General features: G+C 59.5%; 20 protein-coding genes. 10 read left to right on the top strand and 10 right to left on the bottom strand.

Annotation, left to right across the window (positions count from 1 at the left end; translation table 11 throughout):
- Positions 1-646: 646 nt before the first annotated feature.
- Together CKW14_RS21835 and CKW14_RS21830 are read left to right on the top strand one after the other, a co-directional pair.
- Positions 647-1,411 carry an SDR family oxidoreductase gene (locus tag CKW14_RS21835; protein ID WP_007915905.1) on the top strand — a complete coding sequence of 255 codons (765 nt, stop codon included), beginning with the start codon at positions 647-649 and terminating at the stop codon, positions 1,409-1,411.
- A 200-nt stretch (positions 1,412-1,611) separates the two neighbouring features.
- Complete coding sequence (locus CKW14_RS21830; protein WP_095047316.1) at positions 1,612-2,517, top strand: cation diffusion facilitator family transporter; 906 nt, start codon at positions 1,612-1,614, stop codon at positions 2,515-2,517.
- A 95-nt stretch (positions 2,518-2,612) separates the two neighbouring features.
- On the opposite strand, the gene CKW14_RS21825 is transcribed toward CKW14_RS21830, so the two are convergent.
- The 7 genes from CKW14_RS21825 to CKW14_RS21795 form a co-directional block, all read right to left on the bottom strand.
- Positions 2,613-3,746 (bottom strand): AGE family epimerase/isomerase, encoded by a 1,134-nt coding sequence (locus CKW14_RS21825; RefSeq protein WP_095126132.1) that lies wholly within the window; start codon positions 3,744-3,746, stop codon positions 2,613-2,615.
- Positions 3,747-3,945: 199 nt separating this feature from the next.
- Positions 3,946-4,518 (bottom strand): HupE/UreJ family protein, encoded by a 573-nt coding sequence (locus CKW14_RS21820; RefSeq protein ID WP_095126131.1) that lies wholly within the window; start codon positions 4,516-4,518, stop codon positions 3,946-3,948.
- 27 nt (positions 4,519-4,545) lie between these two features.
- Complete coding sequence (gene ureG / locus CKW14_RS21815) at positions 4,546-5,160, bottom strand: urease accessory protein UreG (protein ID WP_007915910.1); 615 nt, start codon at positions 5,158-5,160, stop codon at positions 4,546-4,548.
- A gap of 11 nt (positions 5,161-5,171) precedes the next feature.
- Positions 5,172-5,846 carry an urease accessory protein UreF gene (locus tag CKW14_RS21810; RefSeq protein ID WP_095047319.1) on the bottom strand — a complete coding sequence of 225 codons (675 nt, stop codon included), beginning with the start codon at positions 5,844-5,846 and terminating at the stop codon, positions 5,172-5,174.
- Positions 5,843-6,343, bottom strand: a complete 501-nt coding sequence (gene ureE / locus CKW14_RS21805) for an urease accessory protein UreE (RefSeq protein WP_008087160.1) — start codon at positions 6,341-6,343, stop codon at positions 5,843-5,845. The genes CKW14_RS21810 and ureE overlap by 4 nt, the downstream gene beginning before the upstream one ends.
- Before the next feature lie 299 nt (positions 6,344-6,642).
- Complete coding sequence (locus CKW14_RS21800) at positions 6,643-7,275, bottom strand: TetR family transcriptional regulator (RefSeq protein WP_007915913.1); 633 nt, start codon at positions 7,273-7,275, stop codon at positions 6,643-6,645.
- Positions 7,276-7,429: 154 nt separating this feature from the next.
- Complete coding sequence (locus CKW14_RS21795; protein ID WP_095047320.1) at positions 7,430-7,939, bottom strand: hypothetical protein; 510 nt, start codon at positions 7,937-7,939, stop codon at positions 7,430-7,432.
- 385 nt (positions 7,940-8,324) lie between these two features.
- On the opposite strand from CKW14_RS21795, the gene CKW14_RS21790 reads away from it, so the two are divergent.
- Positions 8,325-10,400: an AsmA family protein gene (locus tag CKW14_RS21790; RefSeq protein ID WP_095126130.1), complete on the top strand. Its 2,076-nt coding sequence runs from the start codon at positions 8,325-8,327 to the stop codon at positions 10,398-10,400.
- Positions 10,401-10,499: 99 nt separating this feature from the next.
- On the opposite strand, the gene CKW14_RS21785 is transcribed toward CKW14_RS21790, so the two are convergent.
- Complete coding sequence (locus CKW14_RS21785; protein WP_093430205.1) at positions 10,500-11,033, bottom strand: bacterioferritin; 534 nt, start codon at positions 11,031-11,033, stop codon at positions 10,500-10,502.
- A gap of 98 nt (positions 11,034-11,131) precedes the next feature.
- Positions 11,132-12,079 carry a LysR substrate-binding domain-containing protein gene (locus CKW14_RS21780; protein ID WP_176471321.1) on the bottom strand — a complete coding sequence of 316 codons (948 nt, stop codon included), beginning with the start codon at positions 12,077-12,079 and terminating at the stop codon, positions 11,132-11,134.
- Between the two features lie 109 nt (positions 12,080-12,188).
- On the opposite strand from CKW14_RS21780, the gene CKW14_RS21775 reads away from it, so the two are divergent.
- The 3 genes from CKW14_RS21775 to CKW14_RS21765 all read left to right on the top strand — a co-directional run bounded on the left by CKW14_RS21775 (position 12,189) and on the right by CKW14_RS21765 (position 14,103).
- Positions 12,189-12,827: an FMN-dependent NADH-azoreductase gene (locus CKW14_RS21775; protein WP_095126129.1), complete on the top strand. Its 639-nt coding sequence runs from the start codon at positions 12,189-12,191 to the stop codon at positions 12,825-12,827.
- The gene (locus tag CKW14_RS21770) at positions 12,828-13,133 is read left to right on the top strand and encodes a multidrug efflux SMR transporter (RefSeq protein WP_016985399.1); all 306 of its coding nucleotides are present in this window, start codon (positions 12,828-12,830) and stop codon (positions 13,131-13,133) included.
- A gap of 91 nt (positions 13,134-13,224) precedes the next feature.
- A complete protein-coding gene (locus CKW14_RS21765; RefSeq protein WP_095047324.1) occupies positions 13,225-14,103 on the top strand; it encodes a triacylglycerol lipase in 879 nt (292 codons plus the stop codon).
- Between the two features lie 109 nt (positions 14,104-14,212).
- On the opposite strand, the gene CKW14_RS21760 is transcribed toward CKW14_RS21765, so the two are convergent.
- Positions 14,213-15,100 carry a DMT family transporter gene (locus tag CKW14_RS21760; protein WP_095047325.1) on the bottom strand — a complete coding sequence of 296 codons (888 nt, stop codon included), beginning with the start codon at positions 15,098-15,100 and terminating at the stop codon, positions 14,213-14,215.
- A 96-nt stretch (positions 15,101-15,196) separates the two neighbouring features.
- Between CKW14_RS21760 and CKW14_RS21755 the strand changes: the two genes are divergently transcribed.
- The 4 genes from CKW14_RS21755 to CKW14_RS21740 all read left to right on the top strand — a co-directional run bounded on the left by CKW14_RS21755 (position 15,197) and on the right by CKW14_RS21740 (position 19,098).
- Entirely contained in the window at positions 15,197-15,991 is a 795-nt protein-coding gene (locus CKW14_RS21755; protein WP_095047326.1) for a helix-turn-helix transcriptional regulator, read from the top strand.
- Positions 15,992-16,054: 63 nt separating this feature from the next.
- A complete protein-coding gene (locus CKW14_RS21750; protein WP_077570711.1) occupies positions 16,055-16,360 on the top strand; it encodes a PsiF family protein in 306 nt (101 codons plus the stop codon).
- A gap of 133 nt (positions 16,361-16,493) precedes the next feature.
- Positions 16,494-17,636 (top strand): IS481 family transposase, encoded by a 1,143-nt coding sequence (locus tag CKW14_RS21745; protein ID WP_095126128.1) that lies wholly within the window; start codon positions 16,494-16,496, stop codon positions 17,634-17,636.
- A 448-nt stretch (positions 17,637-18,084) separates the two neighbouring features.
- Positions 18,085-19,098, top strand: coding sequence for an AI-2E family transporter (locus CKW14_RS21740; RefSeq protein ID WP_093430211.1), 1,014 nt, complete (start codon positions 18,085-18,087; stop codon positions 19,096-19,098).
- Positions 19,099-19,153: the final 55 nt, after the last annotated feature.

Genomic DNA, 19,153 nt, shown 5'->3' with positions numbered 1-19,153 from the left:
GGAAAACAAATTCCCCAAGCTGCCAAAGCGCGACATATAGACGCTGCAAATGGCTGTTTTTCCACAGTTTTGACTTGTCCCCGGTTACTGTGGAGCTGGCTGTGAATAACGTGGGTGTATCTGGCTGGACGCCTTGTAAACCGTGGCTTGCAAGTGTGTGGTTGTTTTTTGATCAGGCGTTTTTGAGAGGGCTGAAGACGTCGTTGTCAATCTTTTTCTAGACATTGCCAATCGGCCGGTTCCAGGTGAACAAGGCTGTGGATAAGTCTGTGATTAAACTCTGGAAAGACCGCGCTGAGCGCCGTAATTACTGGCCTCGCGCAATCACTGTGCTAAACGTCCGTTCGTGCAAAATGCCATCTCCCGCACATCCGCCACTTCAGGGTCAAGCAAAAAACTTTCTATTTCGCCCGCAAAGCCTTGTGTGGCGCGGCTTTGCGCGTTTCCAGTTGCCCCCGGAAACTGTGGAAGGGACTGTGGATAACATGCGTGCACATGGCTACAGGCCACGGTCGCTATGGCGTTGGCATGTCTGGTTGTTTTTTGTACAGCTTGTGGGTGTTGCCCGTGAATGCGCGGGCGGGCATGCTGCCTGCTGATTTTCTATTCCAAGGGCTGCCCCGGCGGCCGAAGCAAGGAGAACACGATGTCCAACACCCTGTTTATCACCGGCGCGACGTCCGGATTTGGTGAAGCCTGTGCCCGCCGTTTTGCCGAGGCTGGCTGGAAACTGGTGCTGACCGGCCGTCGTGAAGAACGCCTCAATGCGTTGTGCGCCGAATTGTCGAAACAGACCGAAGTGCACGGTCTGGTGCTTGATGTGCGTGACCGCAAGGCCATGGAGGAGGCGATTGCCAATCTACCGCCGTCGTTCGCAAAGCTTCGCGGGTTGATCAACAACGCAGGTTTGGCGCTGGGCGTGGATCCGGCGCCGAAGTGCGATCTCGACGATTGGGACACCATGGTCGACACCAACGTCAAAGGCCTGATGTACGCCACCCGCTTGCTGCTGCCGCGCCTGATCGCCCATGGCCGTGGCGCCGGCATCGTCAACCTTGGCTCCATTGCTGGCAACTATCCGTATCCGGGCAGCCACGTGTATGGCGCGACCAAGGCGTTCGTTAAACAGTTCTCGCTGAACCTGCGTTGCGACTTGCAAGGCACGGGCGTGCGGGTCAGTAACATTGAGCCGGGGCTGTGCGAGAGCGAGTTCTCGCTGGTGCGTTTTGCCGGCGATCAGGAGCGTTACAACGCGACCTACGCTGGTGCCGAGCCGATCCAGCCGCAGGACATTGCCGAGACGATTTTCTGGGTGATGAACGCGCCGGCGCACATCAACATCAACAGTCTGGAATTGATGCCGGTGAGCCAGACCTGGGCGGGTTTTGCCATTGAGCGTAACAAGGCCTGACACCGCGTCACGGCCAATCGCTGGCAAGCCAGCTCCCACAGGGTTATCGGTGCACACGAATCTTGTGAGCGACTCGGTACTTGTGGGAGCTGGCTTGCCAGCGATGAGGCCAGCACAGGCAATAAATCCCGATAAGGTAAACTCCTCTCGCAACAACCCAACCGCACCCCGCGGTTTTCAAGGTTTTTCGAGGAGTCAAAGTGAGTAACCGAGGTGAGCAGGCACTGCTCAAACAATCGACCATTCTGATGTTGGCTGTGGCGATTGCCGGGATCGTCACCGGTTTTGTTTCAGGTTCCCAATCCATCCTGTTTGATGGTTTTTTCTCGCTGATCGCAACCTTCATCAAAGTCCTGATGCTGATCACTGCCAAGCTGATCGCCAAGCAAAGCAACCACCGTTTCCAGTTCGGTTTCTGGCATCTGGAGCCGATGGTGCTGCTGATCGAAGGCAGTTTCCTGATGCTGATCGCGATCTACGCGTTTCTCAACGGCGTGTTCGGCATCATCAACGGTGGCCGCGACATCGAGTTAGGACTGGTGATCATTTATGCCGCGGTGTTTACCGTTGTCGAGTTCGCCTACTTTTTCTACGTCCGGCACCGTAACCGCAAGCTCAAATCCAGCCTGATCCAGTTCGATAACATCAGTTGGCTGGTGGACGCGATGCTGTCCGTGGGCCTTTTGATCAGTTTCCTCGCGGCGCTGCTGCTCAAGTCCCAAGGCTATGGGCAGTGGGCGGTGTATGTCGACCCGCTGATCCTGATCGTGCTGGCCCTGACCATGTTGCCGCCGGCGTTCAAGATCCTTGGCCCGGCCTTACGCGATGTGCTGGGGATCGCGCCGGACACGCTGGATGATCAGGTGCGACAGGTGATGGACGCGGCGAAAATCGAGCATGGTTTCGACGATTACGTGTCGTACGTGCAGAAGCACGGGCGGGCGCGGTTTATCGAGATTCATGTGGTGTTGCCGGCGGATTATGCGTTGAGCAATGTCGGACAGCTGGACGCGTTACGCGAAGAGATATCGGCGAAGCTGGGCAAGCCGGATGCGGCGCGCTGGTTGACCATCAGCTTTACCGGTGACAAGAAGTGGATCGCATAGCGACCTTATAACGGCCATTCGCGAACAGGCTCGCTCCTACATTTGGAATGCGTTCCTCTGTAGGAGTGAGCCTGCTCGCGACAGCCATTTATCCGTCAGCGCAGATATTCAGCCAGGCCGCTATAGCAAGTCGCCAAGTGATACGGCGTAGTTGAAGGCATGTCCTTACGGCTCACCTCGCCCAACTCATCCCGGCACTCATGCCAGCCACCGGCATGCAGAAACCGCTGCTGCAACGCCTGTAACTGGCGCAGCACCACCGCTTCACTGCCCTGACGCAAGGTCAGTGCGCGCAGATATTCCGCCTGCGCCCAGATCCGCTGGGTCGAGTCTCGCGGGCGTCCGTCCGTTTCCAGATCGAGCATCGCCCGTACTGCGCCGGATGGCTGCACCACACCGTATTGCTCGGTGAAGGCAAACGCCCGGTCAAGCGCCGCATGCAGTTTCGAACCACGCAATAACGGCGACGATTCGAGCAGGAAATACCATTCGAACTGATGCCCCGGCTCATACCAGTTATCCACAGCCCCGAGCGGTTTTTCCATCAACACGCCATATTGCGGATCGACGAACTGCTTGTGCATGGCTGTGCATAACTCCAGCAACGCTTTCTGCGTCTGGGCATCTTCGCGCACGGCAAGGGTGGCGAGGAATGCTTCGGCCAGGTGCATCAACGGGTTTTGCAGTGGACCGGTTTGCAGGGTGATCCAGTCGCGTTCCAGGCAGGCTTCGTACAGGCCATCGCCGGTGGCGAAGCGCCGGCCGATGATTTCCAGCGCCGCATTCAACGTCGACTCGACCAGCGGATCGCCGGATTTTGCCCAGTAATGCGCGCAGGCAAACAGGATAAAAGCGTGGGTGTAGAGATCCTTGCGCTGGTCCAGCGGTTTGCCTTGGGCGTCGATGCTGTAGAACCAGCCGCCATGCTCGGCATCATGAAAGTGCCGTTGCAAGGAGCGGAACAGTGCCGCTGCACGCACTTCAGCGTTATCCACAACCCCGATCAGACTGGAAAACAGATACAGCTGCCGTGCACAGGCCATCGCCCGATAGCGCTGCGGTGGCAGCGGCTGATGCGCGGCGTCCAGCGCCTCGTAGGGCAACGCCATGTCGGCGTTCCAGCCCGGGCCTTGCCAGAGCGGCACGATCACGTTGACGAAATGCTGCTGCACAGCGCCGAACAGGGCGGTCAATTCGGGCAGGGAGGTGGAGCAAGAAGCGTGGGGCATGGGCGGACGTCGTCACGGCTGGGGCGATTGCGCGACATGGTAGCAGAGCGGCGGCCGTTAGAGTCTTGGTGTCTGATCGGCCGTCATCGCTGGCAAGCCAGCTCCCACAGGTGATTGGGTAAGTCCACAATTGTGTGAACACCAAATATCCTTGTGGGAGCTGGCTTGCCAGCGATGAGGCCGGTACAGGCGATGGAGATTAGCCTGCCAGCAGCCAGGCGCCTGTTATTGCTGAGGCAGCACCTGCAAGGCGCACCAACGGTGCAGCAGCCTGAGGCAGGAAACGCGCCACGCCATAACCCGCCGCATGCAGTGCAGCCGTCGCGGCGACGAAACCCGCCGCATACGCCCAAGGACTGCTCATGTCCGGCAGTTCCAAACCATGCGCCACGCCATGGAACAACGCAAACACCGCCGTCGCCACCACCGCCATGACCAACGGCGGACGCACCGCCAAGGCTACTGCCAGACCCAGCGCCAGCACCGACGCGGCAATCCCGCTTTCCAGCGCTGGCAATTCCAGCCCTTCAAAACCGAGCATGCCGCCGATCAGCATGGTGCCGACAAACGTGCACGGCAGCGCCCAGCGCGCGGCGCCCCGCTGCTGCGCGGCCCACAAACCGACAGCCAGCATCGCCAGCAAATGGTCGAGGCCGCCAATCGGGTGGCTGATACCGGCGACCAGGCCGCTGTCGCCATGCCCCGGGTGAGCGAAGGCTAATGCCGGAGTCAGCAGCAGCGCCACAGCGCCAAGAATGCGTTTGAGTGTCATGAATAAGCTTCCTTGTTGATAAGTGAATCAGGCTGCAGTCAGCAGGCCCTGGCGTTCGATGAAGGCGATGATTTGCTCAAGGCCCTGACCGGTTTTCTGGTTGCTGAAGACGAACGGCTTGCCGTTGCGCATGCGTTTTGTGTCGCTGTCCATCATCTCCAGCGAGGCGCCCACCAGCGGTGCGAGGTCGATCTTGTTGATGACCAGCAGATCGGATTTGCAGATCCCCGGCCCGCCCTTGCGCGGCAATTTGTCGCCCGCTGAGACGTCGATCACGTAGATGGTCAGGTCGGACAGTTCCGGGCTGAAGGTCGCCGACAGGTTGTCGCCGCCGGATTCCACCAGAATCAGATCCAGTCCCGGAAAGCGCCGGTTCAGTTGATCCACTGCTTCAAGGTTGATCGAGGCGTCTTCGCGGATCGCAGTGTGCGGACAGCCACCGGTTTCCACGCCGATGATCCGCTCCGGTGCGAGGGCTTCGTTGCGCACGAGAAAATCGGCGTCTTCGCGGGTGTAGATATCGTTGGTGACCACGGCGAGGTTGTAGCGCTCGCGCAGGGCCAGGCACAGAGCCAGGGTCAACGCGGTTTTACCGGAACCGACCGGGCCGCCGATGCCGACGCGCAGGGGTTGTGTGTTCATGGTTGTTTCTCCTAAGAGCGGAAGAGGCGGCTGTACTGGCGCTCGTGGGCCATGCACGCCAAGGACAGGCCGAACGCGGCGCTGCCCATGTGGTCGGGATTGATTCGGCTGGCGTCCTGCTGCGCTTGTTGCAGCAGCGGCAGCAGTTCGCTGGTCAGGCGTTGCGCGGCTTGCTGGCCCAGCGGCAGGGTTTTCATCAATACGGCGAGCTGGTTTTCCAGCCAGCTCCACAACCACGCGGCGAGGGCGTCTTGCGGGCTGATGCCCCAAGCGCGCGCGGCCAGCGCCCAGCACAGGGCCAGATGCGGTTCGGGACATTGATCGAGAAAGTCGCGGGCGTGCGTGTCGAGTTCCGGCAAACCATTGAGCAGTTGCTGTAACGAATAGCCCATCTGCCGGCTCTCCAGATGCAACTCGCGTGTCTCGCGGCTGGCCCGATGGCTTTCGCAGAGGCCCAGCAACTCCGCCCATTGTTCATCGGCGGCTGCCTGGCAATGGGCGAGCAGCAGTGGCGCCTCGAACCGGGCGAGGTTGAGCAGTAACTGATCGCTGATCCAGCGCCGGGCACTGTCCGGGTTGTTCACGCGGCCGTTATCCACGGCCATTTCCAGGCCTTGCGAGTAGCTGTAGCCGCCAATCGGCAATTGCGGACTGGCCAGGCGCAGCAGCGCCCAGGCCGGATTCACAGGCGTACGCCGAACTGATGGAGTTTCGGCGCGTAGTTGAAGTCTTCGTCGCCGTGTCGAGAATGGTGATGGCCGCCGCCATAAGCGCCGTGCTCGGGCTGGAATGGCGCTTCGATTGCTTCTACCTGCGCACCAAGCTGTTCGAGCATCGCCTTGAGCACGTAATCGTCGAGCAGACGCAGCCAGCCATCGCCGACTTGCAGGGCGACGTGGCGGTTACCCAGGTGATAGGCGGCGCGGGTCAGTTCGAAGGCGTTGGCGCAGGTGACGTGCAGCAATTGCTCGGGGCGGGCGCAGACGCGGACGATGCGGCCGTCTTCAGCTTGTAGGCATTCGCCGTCATATAGCGGCGGCTGACCGCGCTCCAAAAACAACCCGACGTCTTCGCCCTCGGCACTGAAACAGCGCAAACGGCTTTTGCTCCGCGCTTCGAAGGTCAGGTGCAACTCGGCGGCCCAGACGGGTTGAGGGTCGATTCTGCGGTGAATCACCAGCATCGGAAAGCTTCCAACTATGGACAATACTCAGGCTAGAGCAAGGGCCTTGCCAATCGGACGAGATGTAGGAAATCCCTGTCGGAGCGTAGTGGATGTTTCAAGATGTTGCGGGAATATGGAAGGTTTTGGTGCGTGAAGATTTTTTTATGCACCAAATGGAGGCTGACGCGGCGCACCTTTGTAGGAGTGAGCCTGCTCGCGATAGCAGTGTGTCAGTCAGCAACTATTTGACTGGTAGACCGCTATCGCGAGCAGGCTCACTCCTACAGGGGATTTGTGGTGTGGCGGGAAGAGGGGAGTTATTCGGTACTGCCCAGCCCTTGCCAGTGCTTGAGCCCAATAAAGATAAAGCGCAGTTGCTGGGTGATCTTCGCCTGCGGCGTCAGATGCTCCGGCAGGGCTTCGGCCGGCGGATCGATGATGTCGGGGAGGGTAGCGAAGACCGATTTGACGATCAGGTCAGCCATCACGCTCAAACCGGCGGCGTCCAGGTGCTGAAGCTTGGGCATCATCGTCAGGTCGGCCGCCAGGTCGGAGCTGATGTTCTCGCGCAACCGGCCGATTGCCTGACGCACCGGCAGCGAACCGCCGTACTGTTCACGGGCGAGAAACAGGAATTGCGAGCGATTGGCGCTGACCACGTCGAGGAAGATCCGCACCGAGGCATCGATGATGCCGCCCATGACGAATTCGTTGTGGCGCACCAGACGGATGGTTTCGCGGAAGGTCTGGCCGACTTCACTGACCAGCACCAGGCCGAGCTCATCCATATCGGCAAAATGCCGGTAGAAACCGGTGGGCACAATCCCGGCGGTTTTGGTCACTTCGCGCAGGCTCAGGCTGCCGAATCCTCGGCCGCTTTCCATGAGGTGGCGGGCAGCGTCCATCAAGGCGTTGCGGGTCTGTTGTTTCTGTTCGGCGCGGGGCAGCATCGCAGGGTGTGTTCTTTGGCAGGACAAGCGCCGCACTCTAGCAAATCGGCTTTGTCGGCGTCGAACGAGAGGACATGGAGCAGAAGATTTCACCGGCCAGAAAAGTCAAAAGCCCAATCCGGTGATTGGGCTTTTTTTCGAGGCCGCCATGGGCTTAGCTCAAGGCACTGTTGCGTTCGATCACACGGTCACCACCACCTTCGGCGAGTGCTTGACCCAGTGGGGTTTTATCGAAACCGTCGTCAGCCAGGGTCTGACCTTGTGGGGTGCGGTCGCTACCGTCGGAAGCCAGAGTCTGGCCTTGTGGGGTGCGGTCGCTGCCGTCGGAAGCCAGAGTCTGGCCTTGTGGGGTGCGGTCGCTGCCGTCGGAAGCCAGAGTTTGGCCTTGTGGAGTGCGGTCGCTGCCGTCGGAAGCCAGGGTCTGGCCTTGTGGGGTCTTGTCGTAGCCGTCCTGAACCAGGCCTTTCTCTTCCAGGCGATCACGGCCGCCTTCAGCCAGGGTCTGGCCTTGTGGGGTACGGTCCGAACCATCAGCTGCTACGGTCTGGCTGAATACCGAGTGGCTGGATTTCACTTGCGGGGTAGCCTGATCGGCAGCGGGCAGGGCGAAAGCAGTGCTGGCTAGCATCGACAGGGTAAGGCTGAGCAGTAATTGGCGTTTCATGATGGGTTGCTCCTTGGGAGGGCGATAAAGTGGGTACGAGGGCAATGCTACTCTCGATAAGTCGATATAAAAGTTCATAAACGCAATGGTAATAATCAACAGAATTGATTGTTCTGCCGGGAGGCTCTAGATCGCGGCTTTCCGGGCGACGGTTTTGCACCGAGGTGGGTATTTCCGACTCACTCGCGCCTCGCAAACGTGCGGGTCGCGGTAACACTGTTCGACTGATTGGTCAGATTTCGCGCGACTTTTTACGCGCCAATCGGCCTTTCGATTAAACCTGCGGCTGGTTTGCCAGTCGTAGACTTCATGAGGGCCGCTTTGGCCCGCCGTTTCAGCCGTACGCCGCAGTCTTTGCGTGCGGTCGTGATCAGGAGCTTTGTGCATGACGCGCACTGGAAAAATCTTCAGCTGGACCTTCGCCATCCTCGTGCTGCTACTGGCTGTGCTGGTATTGATCATCGTGTTCTTCGACTGGAACCGGATCAAACCGCCGCTCAACGCCAAAGTCTCGGAAGAACTGCACCGACCGTTTGCTATTAACGGCAACCTCGCGGTGATCTGGCAGCGCGAGCCGGACGAGGGCGGCTGGCGCGCCTGGGTGCCGTGGCCGCACGTGGTCGCTGAGGATTTGAGCCTGGGCAACCCGGACTGGTCGAAAAAGCAGCAGATGGTCACGCTCAAACGCGTTGAGCTGCGTATCTCGCCGCTGGCATTGCTGGCGCAACGCGTGGTGATTCCGCGCATCGACCTGACCGAACCCAATGCCGAGTTGCAGCGTCTGGCCGATGGCCGCGCCAACTGGACGTTCAAGTTTGACCCGAAAGATCCGAACGCTGAACCCTCGAGCTGGGTGGTCGACATCGGCGCCATCGGTTTTGACAAGGGCCATGTCACCCTCGACGATCAAACGCTCAAAACCAATCTTGATGTGCTGATCGATCCGCTGGGCAAACCCATCCCCTACAGCGACATCGTCGGAGCCAAAGCGGCGAAGACTGCGCAGGACAAGGGTGGTGCGCCGCAGGATTATGCATTTGCCTTGAAGGTCAAAGGCCAATACCACGGTCAGAACCTCTCCGGCCAAGGCAAGATCGGCGGGCTGCTCGCCTTGCAGGATGCGCGCAAGCCATTCCCGCTGCAGGCCCAAGCGAAGATCGGCGACACTCGCATCGACCTGGCCGGCACGCTGACTGATCCGCTCAACCTCGGCGCCCTCGATCTGCGCTTGAAACTGGCCGGCGCGAGCCTCGGCAATCTTTATCCGCTGACTGGCGTGACCCTGCCGGACACCCCACCGTATTCCACCGACGGTCACTTGATCGCCAAACTGCACGATGAGGCCGGGGCGAAATTTACCTACGAGCAGTTCAACGGCAAGATCGGCAGCAGCGACATCCATGGCGACCTTACCTACGTCGCCAGCCAGCCACGGCCGAAACTCAGCGGCTCGTTGCTTTCCAATCAACTGTTGTTCGCTGACCTCGCACCGCTGATCGGCGCTGACTCCAATGACAAGCAGAAGGCGCGCGGCGGCGAAAGCAAACAGCCAGCCGATAAAGTGCTGCCGGTGGAAGAGTTCAAGACTGATCGCTGGCGCGCGATGGATGCCGACGTCGAGTTCACCGGCAAGCGCATCGTCCACAGCGAGAAACTGCCGTTCAACGACCTCTATACCCACCTGAAACTCAATGACGGTGAACTCAGCCTGGAGCCACTGCGCTTCGGCGTCGCTGGCGGTAATCTCGATGCACAGATCCGCCTCAACGGCCGCACCGAACCGCTGGAAGGTCGCGCCAAATTGACCGCTCGCAGGTTCAAACTCAAGGAACTGTTCCCGACGTTCGAGCCAATGAAGACCAGTTTCGGTGAACTCAACGGCGACGCCGATATCACTGGTCGCGGCAACTCGGTGGCCAAGCTACTGGGCGGCGCCAACGGCAAATTGAAGATGGTGATCAACGACGGCGCGATCAGCCGTGAGCTGATGGAACTGGCCGGGCTCAACGTCGGCAACTATGTGGTCGGCAAGATCTTTGGCGACAAGGAAGTGAAGATCAACTGCGCAGCGGCAGACTTCGACATCAAGACCGGTCTGGCGACCACGCAGCTGTTTGTCTTCGATACCGAGAACGCGATCATCTATATCGACGGCACGGCGAACATGGCCACCGAGCAACTCGACCTGACGGTGACCCCGGAATCCAAGGGCTGGCGGTTGATTTCCTTGCGTTCGCCGCTGTATGTACGCGGCAAATTCATCAAGCCGGATGCCGGCGTGAAGGCCGTGCCGCTGATGTTGCGCGGGGCGGGGATGGTTGCGCTGGGTGTGATAGCTGCGCCGGCGGCGGGGCTGTTGGCGCTGGTGGCACCGAGTGGCGGTGAGCCGAATCAGTGTGCGCCGTTGTTGGAGCAGATGAAGGCGGGCAAGGCGCCGGTTACCGTCAAACCCACTAAATAGTCGGTGCCCAAAAGGGCCCCTTCGCGAGCAGGTTCGCTCCCACTTTGAAATGCATTCCAATGTGGGAGCGAGCCTGCTCGCGAAGGCGGTTTTGAAGGGTTACAGGTCGTTCAGGATGTCAGCCATGTCATCGGCATGCTCTTCTTCCTGCGCCAGGATATCTTCGAAGATACGCCGCGTAGTCGGGTCTTTTTCGCCGATGTACTGGATGATTTCGCGATAGCTGTCGATGGCGATCCGCTCGGCAACGAGGTCTTCGTAGACCATCTCTTTGAGGGTGTTGCCGGCCACGTATTGCGCGTGGGACATCTTCGACAGCATGTCGGGGTTGAACTCGGGCTCGCCACCCAATTGCACAATGCGCTCGGCCAGACGGTCAGCGTGCTGGGCTTCCTGGGTGGCGTGTTCGAGAAACTCTTCGGCGGCCACATGGGCTTTCACACCATTGGCCATGAAGTAGTGGCGCTTGTAGCGCAACACGCAGACCAGTTCGGTGGCCAGCGATTCATTGAGCAAGCGCAGCACCTCTTCACGGTCGGCGCTGTAGCCCTCGGTGACGGCGCCGTTCTCGACGTGTTGGCGCGCACGTTCGCGCAAGGTTTGAACATCTGACAGATGCAGGTCGTCGCTCATTTCGATCTCCTGGAGGCTAATCCGATTGTCGCCACGTTCTGCGGACGCGGTCGCTACCTAAGCTGTGAGTCGTGAGCGTTGCAAAAAGTTTTATCGGTTTACGCAACCCCAGTAGGAGCTGCCGAAGGCTGCGATCTTGGCGCCAGCCCGGACAAAACTGCCTCCTCGCGCAACCAGGCAAAAAACGCCCGCACCGGCGGATGCCGCTCGCGCCCTGGCACACACAACGCACTGTACCCGGCGCCATCGACCTGAACCTGGCCCATGAACGGCACCAGCAAACCGCTGGCGACACTCTCCGACACCAGAATATTGCTCGCCAGCACCAGTCCTTGCCCGGCAATCGCCGCTTGCAGGGCGTAATGCTCTTCATCGTATTCGCGGATGGCCGGCTGCGGGTTCAACCAGTTTTCGCCGGCCTTCGCACACCACGCTTCCCAGCCATGGGCGTAAAGCTTGGAGTTGTGCCAGCGCACGCTGATCAACGTCGGTGTGCGCCGCGCGGCCAGCGCCACTTGCTCGGGCGAGCCGTAAACACCGAATGATTCATCGAACAGGCACAGGCCATAAAGGTTCGGGTAGTCGTCGAGGCTGTAGCGCAACACCAGATCGACGCTGGCGTCCTGATGCAGATCGATGACTTCACAGTGAGTATCGAGGCGCACGTTGATGTTCGGATGCTGGGCATAAAAGCGCCCGAGGCGCGGCACCAGCCACAGCGCAGCAAACGCGGCGGTGGTCGACAGCGTCAGCGTGCTGGCGTTGCGTTGCGGGCGCAGGGTGTCGACGCTTTGCGCCACCTCCAGCAATGCGCCGTGCAGGCTGCGAAACAGGCGTTCACCGCCCTCGGTCAGACGTACCTGGCGCGGCAGACGCTCGAACAACGCGACGCCGAGCCAGTCTTCCAGCGAGCGAATCTGGTGGGAAATCGCCGTGGGTGTGACTGACAGCTCTTCGGCGGCAGCCTTGAAGCTCAGCAGGCGTGATGCCGATTCAAAGGCGCGCAGAGCGGTGAGAGGCAACGAGGCAAACATTGAAAGCTCCACGGATGAAATCAATTCATCCCGAGTGATTTTTGCTCATTTGAGAAGAAGCAGTGGCGAGCTTCAAGCTGCAAGCCACAAGCAGTTTGATTCTAGTCCGGAGGATTTACAGATGAGTAGAATTCTTGCGATTCATGCCAGCCCACGCGGCGACCGTTCCCACTCGCGGCGTCTGGCGGAAAGTTTTCTCAGTGCCTGGCAGGTGCGTCATCCGCAGGCGCAAGTGACTCGCCGGGAGGTCGGTCGGGCGTTGATTCCGGCGGTTAACGAAGCCTTTGTCGCCGCCGCGTTTTATCCACAGCCTGAAGCACGCCCACTGTCGATGCAGGCCGATCTGGCCCTGAGCGATCAACTGGTTGGCGAGTTGTTCGACCACGACCTGCTGTTGATTTCTACGCCGATGTACAACTTCAGCGTACCCAGCGGCCTTAAGGCCTGGGTCGATCAGATCGTGCGGCTGGGCCTGACCTTCGACCACACACTGGACAACGGTGTCGCCCAATACACCCCGCTGTTGCAGGGCAAGAAGGCGCTGATCGTCACCAGTCGCGGCGGTTTCGGTTTCGGCCCGGGTGGTGAACTGGAAGCCTTGAACCACGCCGATCCGTGGTTGCGCACGGCGCTGGGGTTCATCGGCATCAACGACGTCAGCGTTGTCGCGGCCGAGGGCGAAGAGTCCGCCGAACGCACCTTCGCGGTGTCGTTGGCCGAGGCCGAGCAGCGTTTGCTCAGCCTTGCCCGGGAGTTCTAAATGGCCTGGCTGTTCCTGCTGATCGCCGCCGGATTTGAAGTGACGTTCGCCATGGGCATGAAATACGCCGAAGGCTTCACCCGGCTCTGGCCGTCGTTGATCACGGTGATTGCGGCGGTCGGCGGGATCTACTTCCTGACACTGGCAATGCGCGAGTTGCCGGTGAGCATCGCCTACCCGATCTGGACCGCGATTGGCTCACTCGGCACGGTGTTCCTCGGTTTCGCCCTGTTGGGCGAGAGCCTGACGCTGGTCAAACTGCTGTCAGTCGGGCTGATTGTGGCGGGGGTGGTGGGCCTGAAGTAGGCTGGTCGTCGAGTTGTCATCATCAAGGAGGATGCTTGGCGGGCGTTTTGCACGCTTGGCATCCACTCACCGACCACAAGGATGTTTGCCCATGTCGACGCGTTATCCACTGGTGCTGGTGCCCGGCATGCTCGGGTTTATCCGGCTGGTTCTCTATCCGTACTGGTACGGCATCATCAAGGCGCTGCGCCGTGGTGGGGCGACGGTGATTGCTGTACAGGTGTCGCCGCTGCATTCGACGGAGGTGCGCGGCGAGCAGTTGCTGGCGCGGATTGACGAGATCTTGCGCGAGACCGGGGCGCACAAGGTCAACCTGTTCGGCCACAGTCAGGGTTCGCTGACGGCGCGCTATGCGGCGGCGAAACGGCCGGATCTGGTGGCCTCGGTGACGTCGGTGGCCGGGCCGAATCATGGCTCGGAACTGGCCGACTATCTGCAAAAACACTACCCGGCGGACAGCGCCAAGGGCCGTCTGCTTGAAGCATTGCTGCGTTTTGTCGGCTGGCTGATGGCGCTGCTGGAGACCGGTTACCACGGGCCGAAACTGCCGGTGGATATTCATGCCTCGCACCAATCGCTGACGACTGAGGGTGTTGCGCTGTTCAATCAGCGTTATCCACAGGGCTTGCCTGAAACTTGGGGTGGGCACGGGCCGGAGGAGGTCAATGGTGTGCGTTATTACTCATGGTCAGGGACGTTGCAACCGGGCAAGACTGATCGTGGCGGTAATCTGTTCGACGGCACCAATCGCAGCTGTCGCTTGTTTGCGAAAACCTTCGTGCGTGAGCCGGGGCAGTGTGATGGGATGGTCGGGCGCTACAGCTCGCATCTGGGCACGGTGATTGGCGATGACTATCCGCTGGATCACTTCGACATCGTCAATCAGTCGCTGGGGCTGGTCGGCAAGGGCGCGGATCCGGTGCGGCTGTTTGTCGAGCATGCGGCGCGGCTAAAGGCTGCCGGCCTTTAGGATCAAAAGATCGCAGCCTGCGGCAGCTCCTACAGGTTCGGTGTCGCACACAAATTTTGTGAACGCCTCGAGCTCATGTAGGAGCTGCCGCAGGCTGCGATCTTTTCCATCAGGCAACGCTGGCCCGGCGGCCCAACACGGTGGTCCAACGCTCGGACAGAATCACCCCGCCCAAGGTCAACAAGCCACCCACCAGGTGATACATCGCCAACTGCTCCTTCAACACCCCTGCTGCAATCAGCGCGGTAATCAACGGCAGCAAGTTAAAAAACAACGTCGTGCGACTCGGCCCCAGGCGCTGCACCGCCTGCATCCACGCCAGTGGCGCGAGCATTGACGCGAGCAGGCACGCATATAGCACCAGCGGAATGTTCTGCAGGGTCAAACCAGTCTTCGGCGAAGCGGCATACAGCGGAAACAACACGACAATCGCCACCAGCACCTGCAAATACAGCAACACCAGCGGCGGCAGGCGCAGCTGCCATTTTTTCAGCAAAGTGCTGTAGATCGCATAGGCCAGTGTGGCGATCAGCATCATCGCATCACCCATGTTCACGCCGTGCTGCAGCAACGCGCCGAGGCTGCCGGACGAGACCACGACCAATACGCCGGCAAACGACAGAACCGCACCGACCAGCGCACCGGCGGTCAGGCGTTGGCCGAGACTGATGATCGCCATGGCCAGCGACATCAACGGCATCAGCGAGAGGATGATGCCCATGTTGGTCGCCGTGGTCAGGGTTGCGGCGAAGTAGGCGAGGCTCTGATAGACCGCCATGCCGAGTACGCCAAGAACGAAAATCCTGCTCAGATTCGGACGGATCTGCGGCCAGTGCGCGATTACGGCTTTGAGCATGAACGGGGTGAACAGCAAACCGGCGAGCAGCCAGCGGTAGAAACCGATCTCGGCGGGGAAAATCGCCCCGACCGCCAGTTTGTTGATCACGGTATTGCCGGCCCAGATAAAAATCGCCAGCAGCGGAAACGCGTATTGCATGAGTCGAAACCAGTACATTGATGAAGGGCAATTATCCCTTGTCTGGATGCAGGCCTATACTGCGAACCGGACAACCTGCCTCTGAAACCGGACAGCATGAACAGCAAACACATCGATCTGCTGGATTTCAGCGAACTGCCGTCAGCGGTGTACTTCCGCTACGCCGACTTCAATGCCCATGAATTCGCCGCGCCGCATCGGCATCCGTGGGGCACGCTGGAGTACGCCGCTCATGGCGTGCTGCACATGGACGTCGACGGCAGCCGTTTCATGTCGCCGCCGCAGTACGCGGTGTGGGTGCCGCCGCAGGTCGAGCACAGTTTCTACAGCCATCAACCGGTCAACTATCGCGCGGTGTGCCTCGACCCCAAGGTCTGCGCCGAACTGCCCAAGCGCGCCTGTACCCTGGCGATCAGCGACATTCTCAAGGCGATTCTCAAAGACTTCGCCGCCCGTGACGTGAAGATTCCTGAACTCGATGCCGATCAGCGTCTGGCTCAGGTTCTCGTCGATCAACTGCAACAGGCACCAGTGCATGAATGCTATCTGCCGTACGCGAGCAGTCCGGGGCTGCTGGCGATTCTCGAAACCTTGCAGGCCGAGCCGGGCAACAATCAGCCGCTGGCGCATTGGGCGCTGCAGGTGCATGTCAGCGAACGCACGCTGGCCCGGCAATTCGTTCGGGAGCTGGGGATGAGTTTTGGCGAGTGGCGTCAGCGCTTGCGCTATCTCGCCGCGATCGAGGCGCTGGAAACTAACCGCAGCGTGCAGGAAATCGCCTTCGATCTCGGTTATAGCAGTGGCTCGGCGTTCATCGCCATGTTCGCGCGGCAGGCCGGGTGTACGCCAGAGCAGTATCGCCGTAGCCATCTGGAAGGCAGGAAGGTGTAACAAGATTTGGCTACACTCCAGCAGAGGCCGTTCCCATCGGTGCGGCGACAAGGAGAAAACTCCATGAAGATGTTGCGTGTCCCTTTGTTGATGATTGGTTTGCTCCTGTGTTCCCAAGGTTTTGCCGCCACGGCGCAACAGAACAAGATGACCACCTGCAATGCCGATGCGACCGCCAAGAGTCTGAAAGGCGATGAGCGCAAAACATTCATGAGCACTTGCCTCAAGGCAGCGCCAGCGGCCAACGATGCCAAGGCCCTGACGCCGCAGCAGCAGAAAATGAAAACCTGCAACGCCGATGCCGCCACCAAAGCCCTGACCGGCGATGCGCGCAAGACGTTCATGAGTGATTGCCTGAAGAAAAAATAACCCGGTTCTGTGGGGGGCCGCCCTCACCCTGACCCTCTCCCAGTGTATGTACCGGAGACATGGTGGACAGGTGTTCGGAGACATGGTGGACACATTTTAATAGACACATTGCTCATCGCGAAGGAGATGGCCTGTGTCTTGGGAAGAGGTGTCCACCGTGCAGCTTCGTTCAGAATTCGTGCTGTTGGCTCGGCAAGAAGGGGCCAATGTTCGGCAGCTTTGCCGTCGATTCAATATCAGCCCAAGCACTGCCTACAAATGGCTCAACAGGTTTGAGACCTCAGGTGCAGAGGGATTGATCGATCAGTCTCGACAACCAAAGACATCACCCAAACGTTGCGCTGACGATGTTGAGCAGCAGATTCTGACCGTGAGTCAGGAGTACGCCGCTTGGGGCGCTCGCAAGCTCAAGCGTGTGCTGGAAGACGACGGCAAAGTGATGCCTTCGGTCAGTACCGTGCATGCGGTTTTACAGCGTCATTCGCGCGTTGATCCAAAGGCCGCTGAGATCAAACCGTTTATCCGGTTCGAGCATGAAGCGCCCAACGATCTTTGGCAGATGGACTTCAAGGGACATATCAGCCTGGCTCAGGGGCGTTGCCATCCGTTGACGATATTGGACGATCATTCACGGTTTTCGCTGTGCATCGCGGCATGCATTAATGAGCAGCGCCAAACCGTTCAGGAGCATCTAATCAGGACCTTTCGGCGTTTCGGCCTGCCTTTACGCATGACGATGGACAACGGTTCGCCATGGGGTGATCAGACAGGTGTTTATACCGCACTGGAGGTCTGGCTGATGAGCCAGGGCATCAAGGTCGGCCACTCCCGACCTTATCACCCGCAAACCCAAGGAAAGCTGGAGCGCTTCCACCGCAGCCTGAAAAATGAAGTCCTGCGAGACCGGCATTTTATCGATCTCAACGACGCGCAACGGGCGTTTGATATCTGGCGTGATATCTATAACCAGAAGCGCCCGCATCAAGCGCTGGACATGCAGGTTCCTGCTACTCGTTACAGCAGCAGCCCACGGGAATATCAGGAGCAACCTGCGGCCCCGGAGTACGACGAGGGTGATGTGGTCAGAAAGGTTCAGGTGAAAGGCGAGATTTACTGGGGGAATCGTGAATACACGGTCGGAAAGGCTTTTTACGGAAGATCAGTAGCTATCCGGGAAACGACGGAGGACGGCATCCACGATGTCTACTGGAGTAGACATCGTATCGCCCGAATCGACTTGAACTTGCAGATCGTGACGGCAGGTAAGAAGATCTAAAACCGTCCACCATGTCTCCGAACATGTGTCCACCATGTCTCCGGTACATACACCCAGAGGGAGAGGGGGCTGACCGTGTTGTTTTCAGATATCCATCGACCTGAACTATCTGGCCGATTCTGGATTCAATACAGGACTGGCAGGTCGCCGGATTTCTTCGCCATTCCTCGATCGGTTCCCTCTCCCGGAGGGCGAGGGACTGACCGCGGTGTTTCAAGACATTCGTCGACCTGAAAAAAACGGGCGATTATGGATTCCATGGCGCTGTCTCAGGTCACTGGATATCCAGAGCATCCCCCAATCGGTTCCCTCTCCTTCTGGGAGAGGGCTAGGGTGAGGGCTGGATCTGAAGCCGGGCACCAAAAGCTGAAGCTCCGCATATTTCTAGTGCTCACCCCGGAACGCTGGCAGACTGCCAATCCTTTTACGCCGTTCGTTTTGAGGCTGTATGCCAACGTTTTCTGAGCGTCATGTAGTGTTCTGGGTCAGTTGCATCATCATTTTCGGCGGTTTGCTGCTGGTGCTGCCGCTGCGCTTGTTGCCGAGCCTGCTGGCCGGGCTGCTGGTATTTGAACTGGTCAACATGCTCACCCCGCAACTGCAACGGCTGATCGAAGGTCGCCGCGCGCGTTGGCTGGCGGTGGCGTTGCTGGGCACGTTGGTGGTGAGTGTGCTGGCGTTGATCTTCGCCGGCGCCATCAGCTTCTTATTGCATGAAGCGGAAAACCCCGGCGCCTCACTGGACAAGTTCATGGGCGTGGTCGACCGCGCGCGGGGGCAATTGCCGCCGTTCATCGACGCCTATCTGCCGGCCAGTGCTGCGGAATTTCGCGTAGCGATTGGCGAGTGGATGGGCAAGCACCTGTCCGACCTGCAACTGGTCGGCAAAGACGCCGCGCACATGTTCGTGACGCTGCTGATCGGCATGGTGCTCGGCGCGATCATTGCCTTGCAGCGCATCCCCGACGTGACCAAACGCAAACCGCTGGCGGCGGCCCTGTTTGATCGCTTGCACTTGCTGGTGCAGGCCTTCCGCAACATCGTCTTCGCGCAAATCAAGATTTCCCTGCTCAACACTTTCTTCACCGGGATCTTCCTCGCGGTGATCCTGCCGATGTTCGGCATCAAGTTGCCGCTGACCAAAACCCTGATCGTGCTGACCTTCCTGCTCGGCCTGCTGCCGGTGATCGGCAACCTGATGTCGAACACGCTGATCACCATCGTCGGCCTGTCGCTATCGATCTGGGTGGCGATTGCCGCGCTGGGCTATCTGATTTTTATCCACAAGCTCGAGTACTTCCTCAACGCGCGGATTGTCGGCGGGCAGATCAGTGCCAAGTCGTGGGAGTTGCTGCTGGCGATGCTGGTGTTCGAGGCCGCGTTCGGCCTGCCGGGGGTGGTGGCGGGGCCGATTTATTATGCGTACCTGAAGAGTGAGTTGAAGCTGGGCGGGATGGTGTAACCACCCGGTGATCGTTCCCACGCTCTGCGTGGGAAAGCATCCCGTGACGCTCCGC

It is taken from the genome of Pseudomonas sp. Irchel s3a12 (assembly GCF_900187485.1).
Lineage (GTDB): Bacteria > Pseudomonadota > Gammaproteobacteria > Pseudomonadales > Pseudomonadaceae > Aquipseudomonas > Aquipseudomonas neuropathica.
This window is presented reverse-complemented; position numbering and strand designations above follow the sequence as displayed.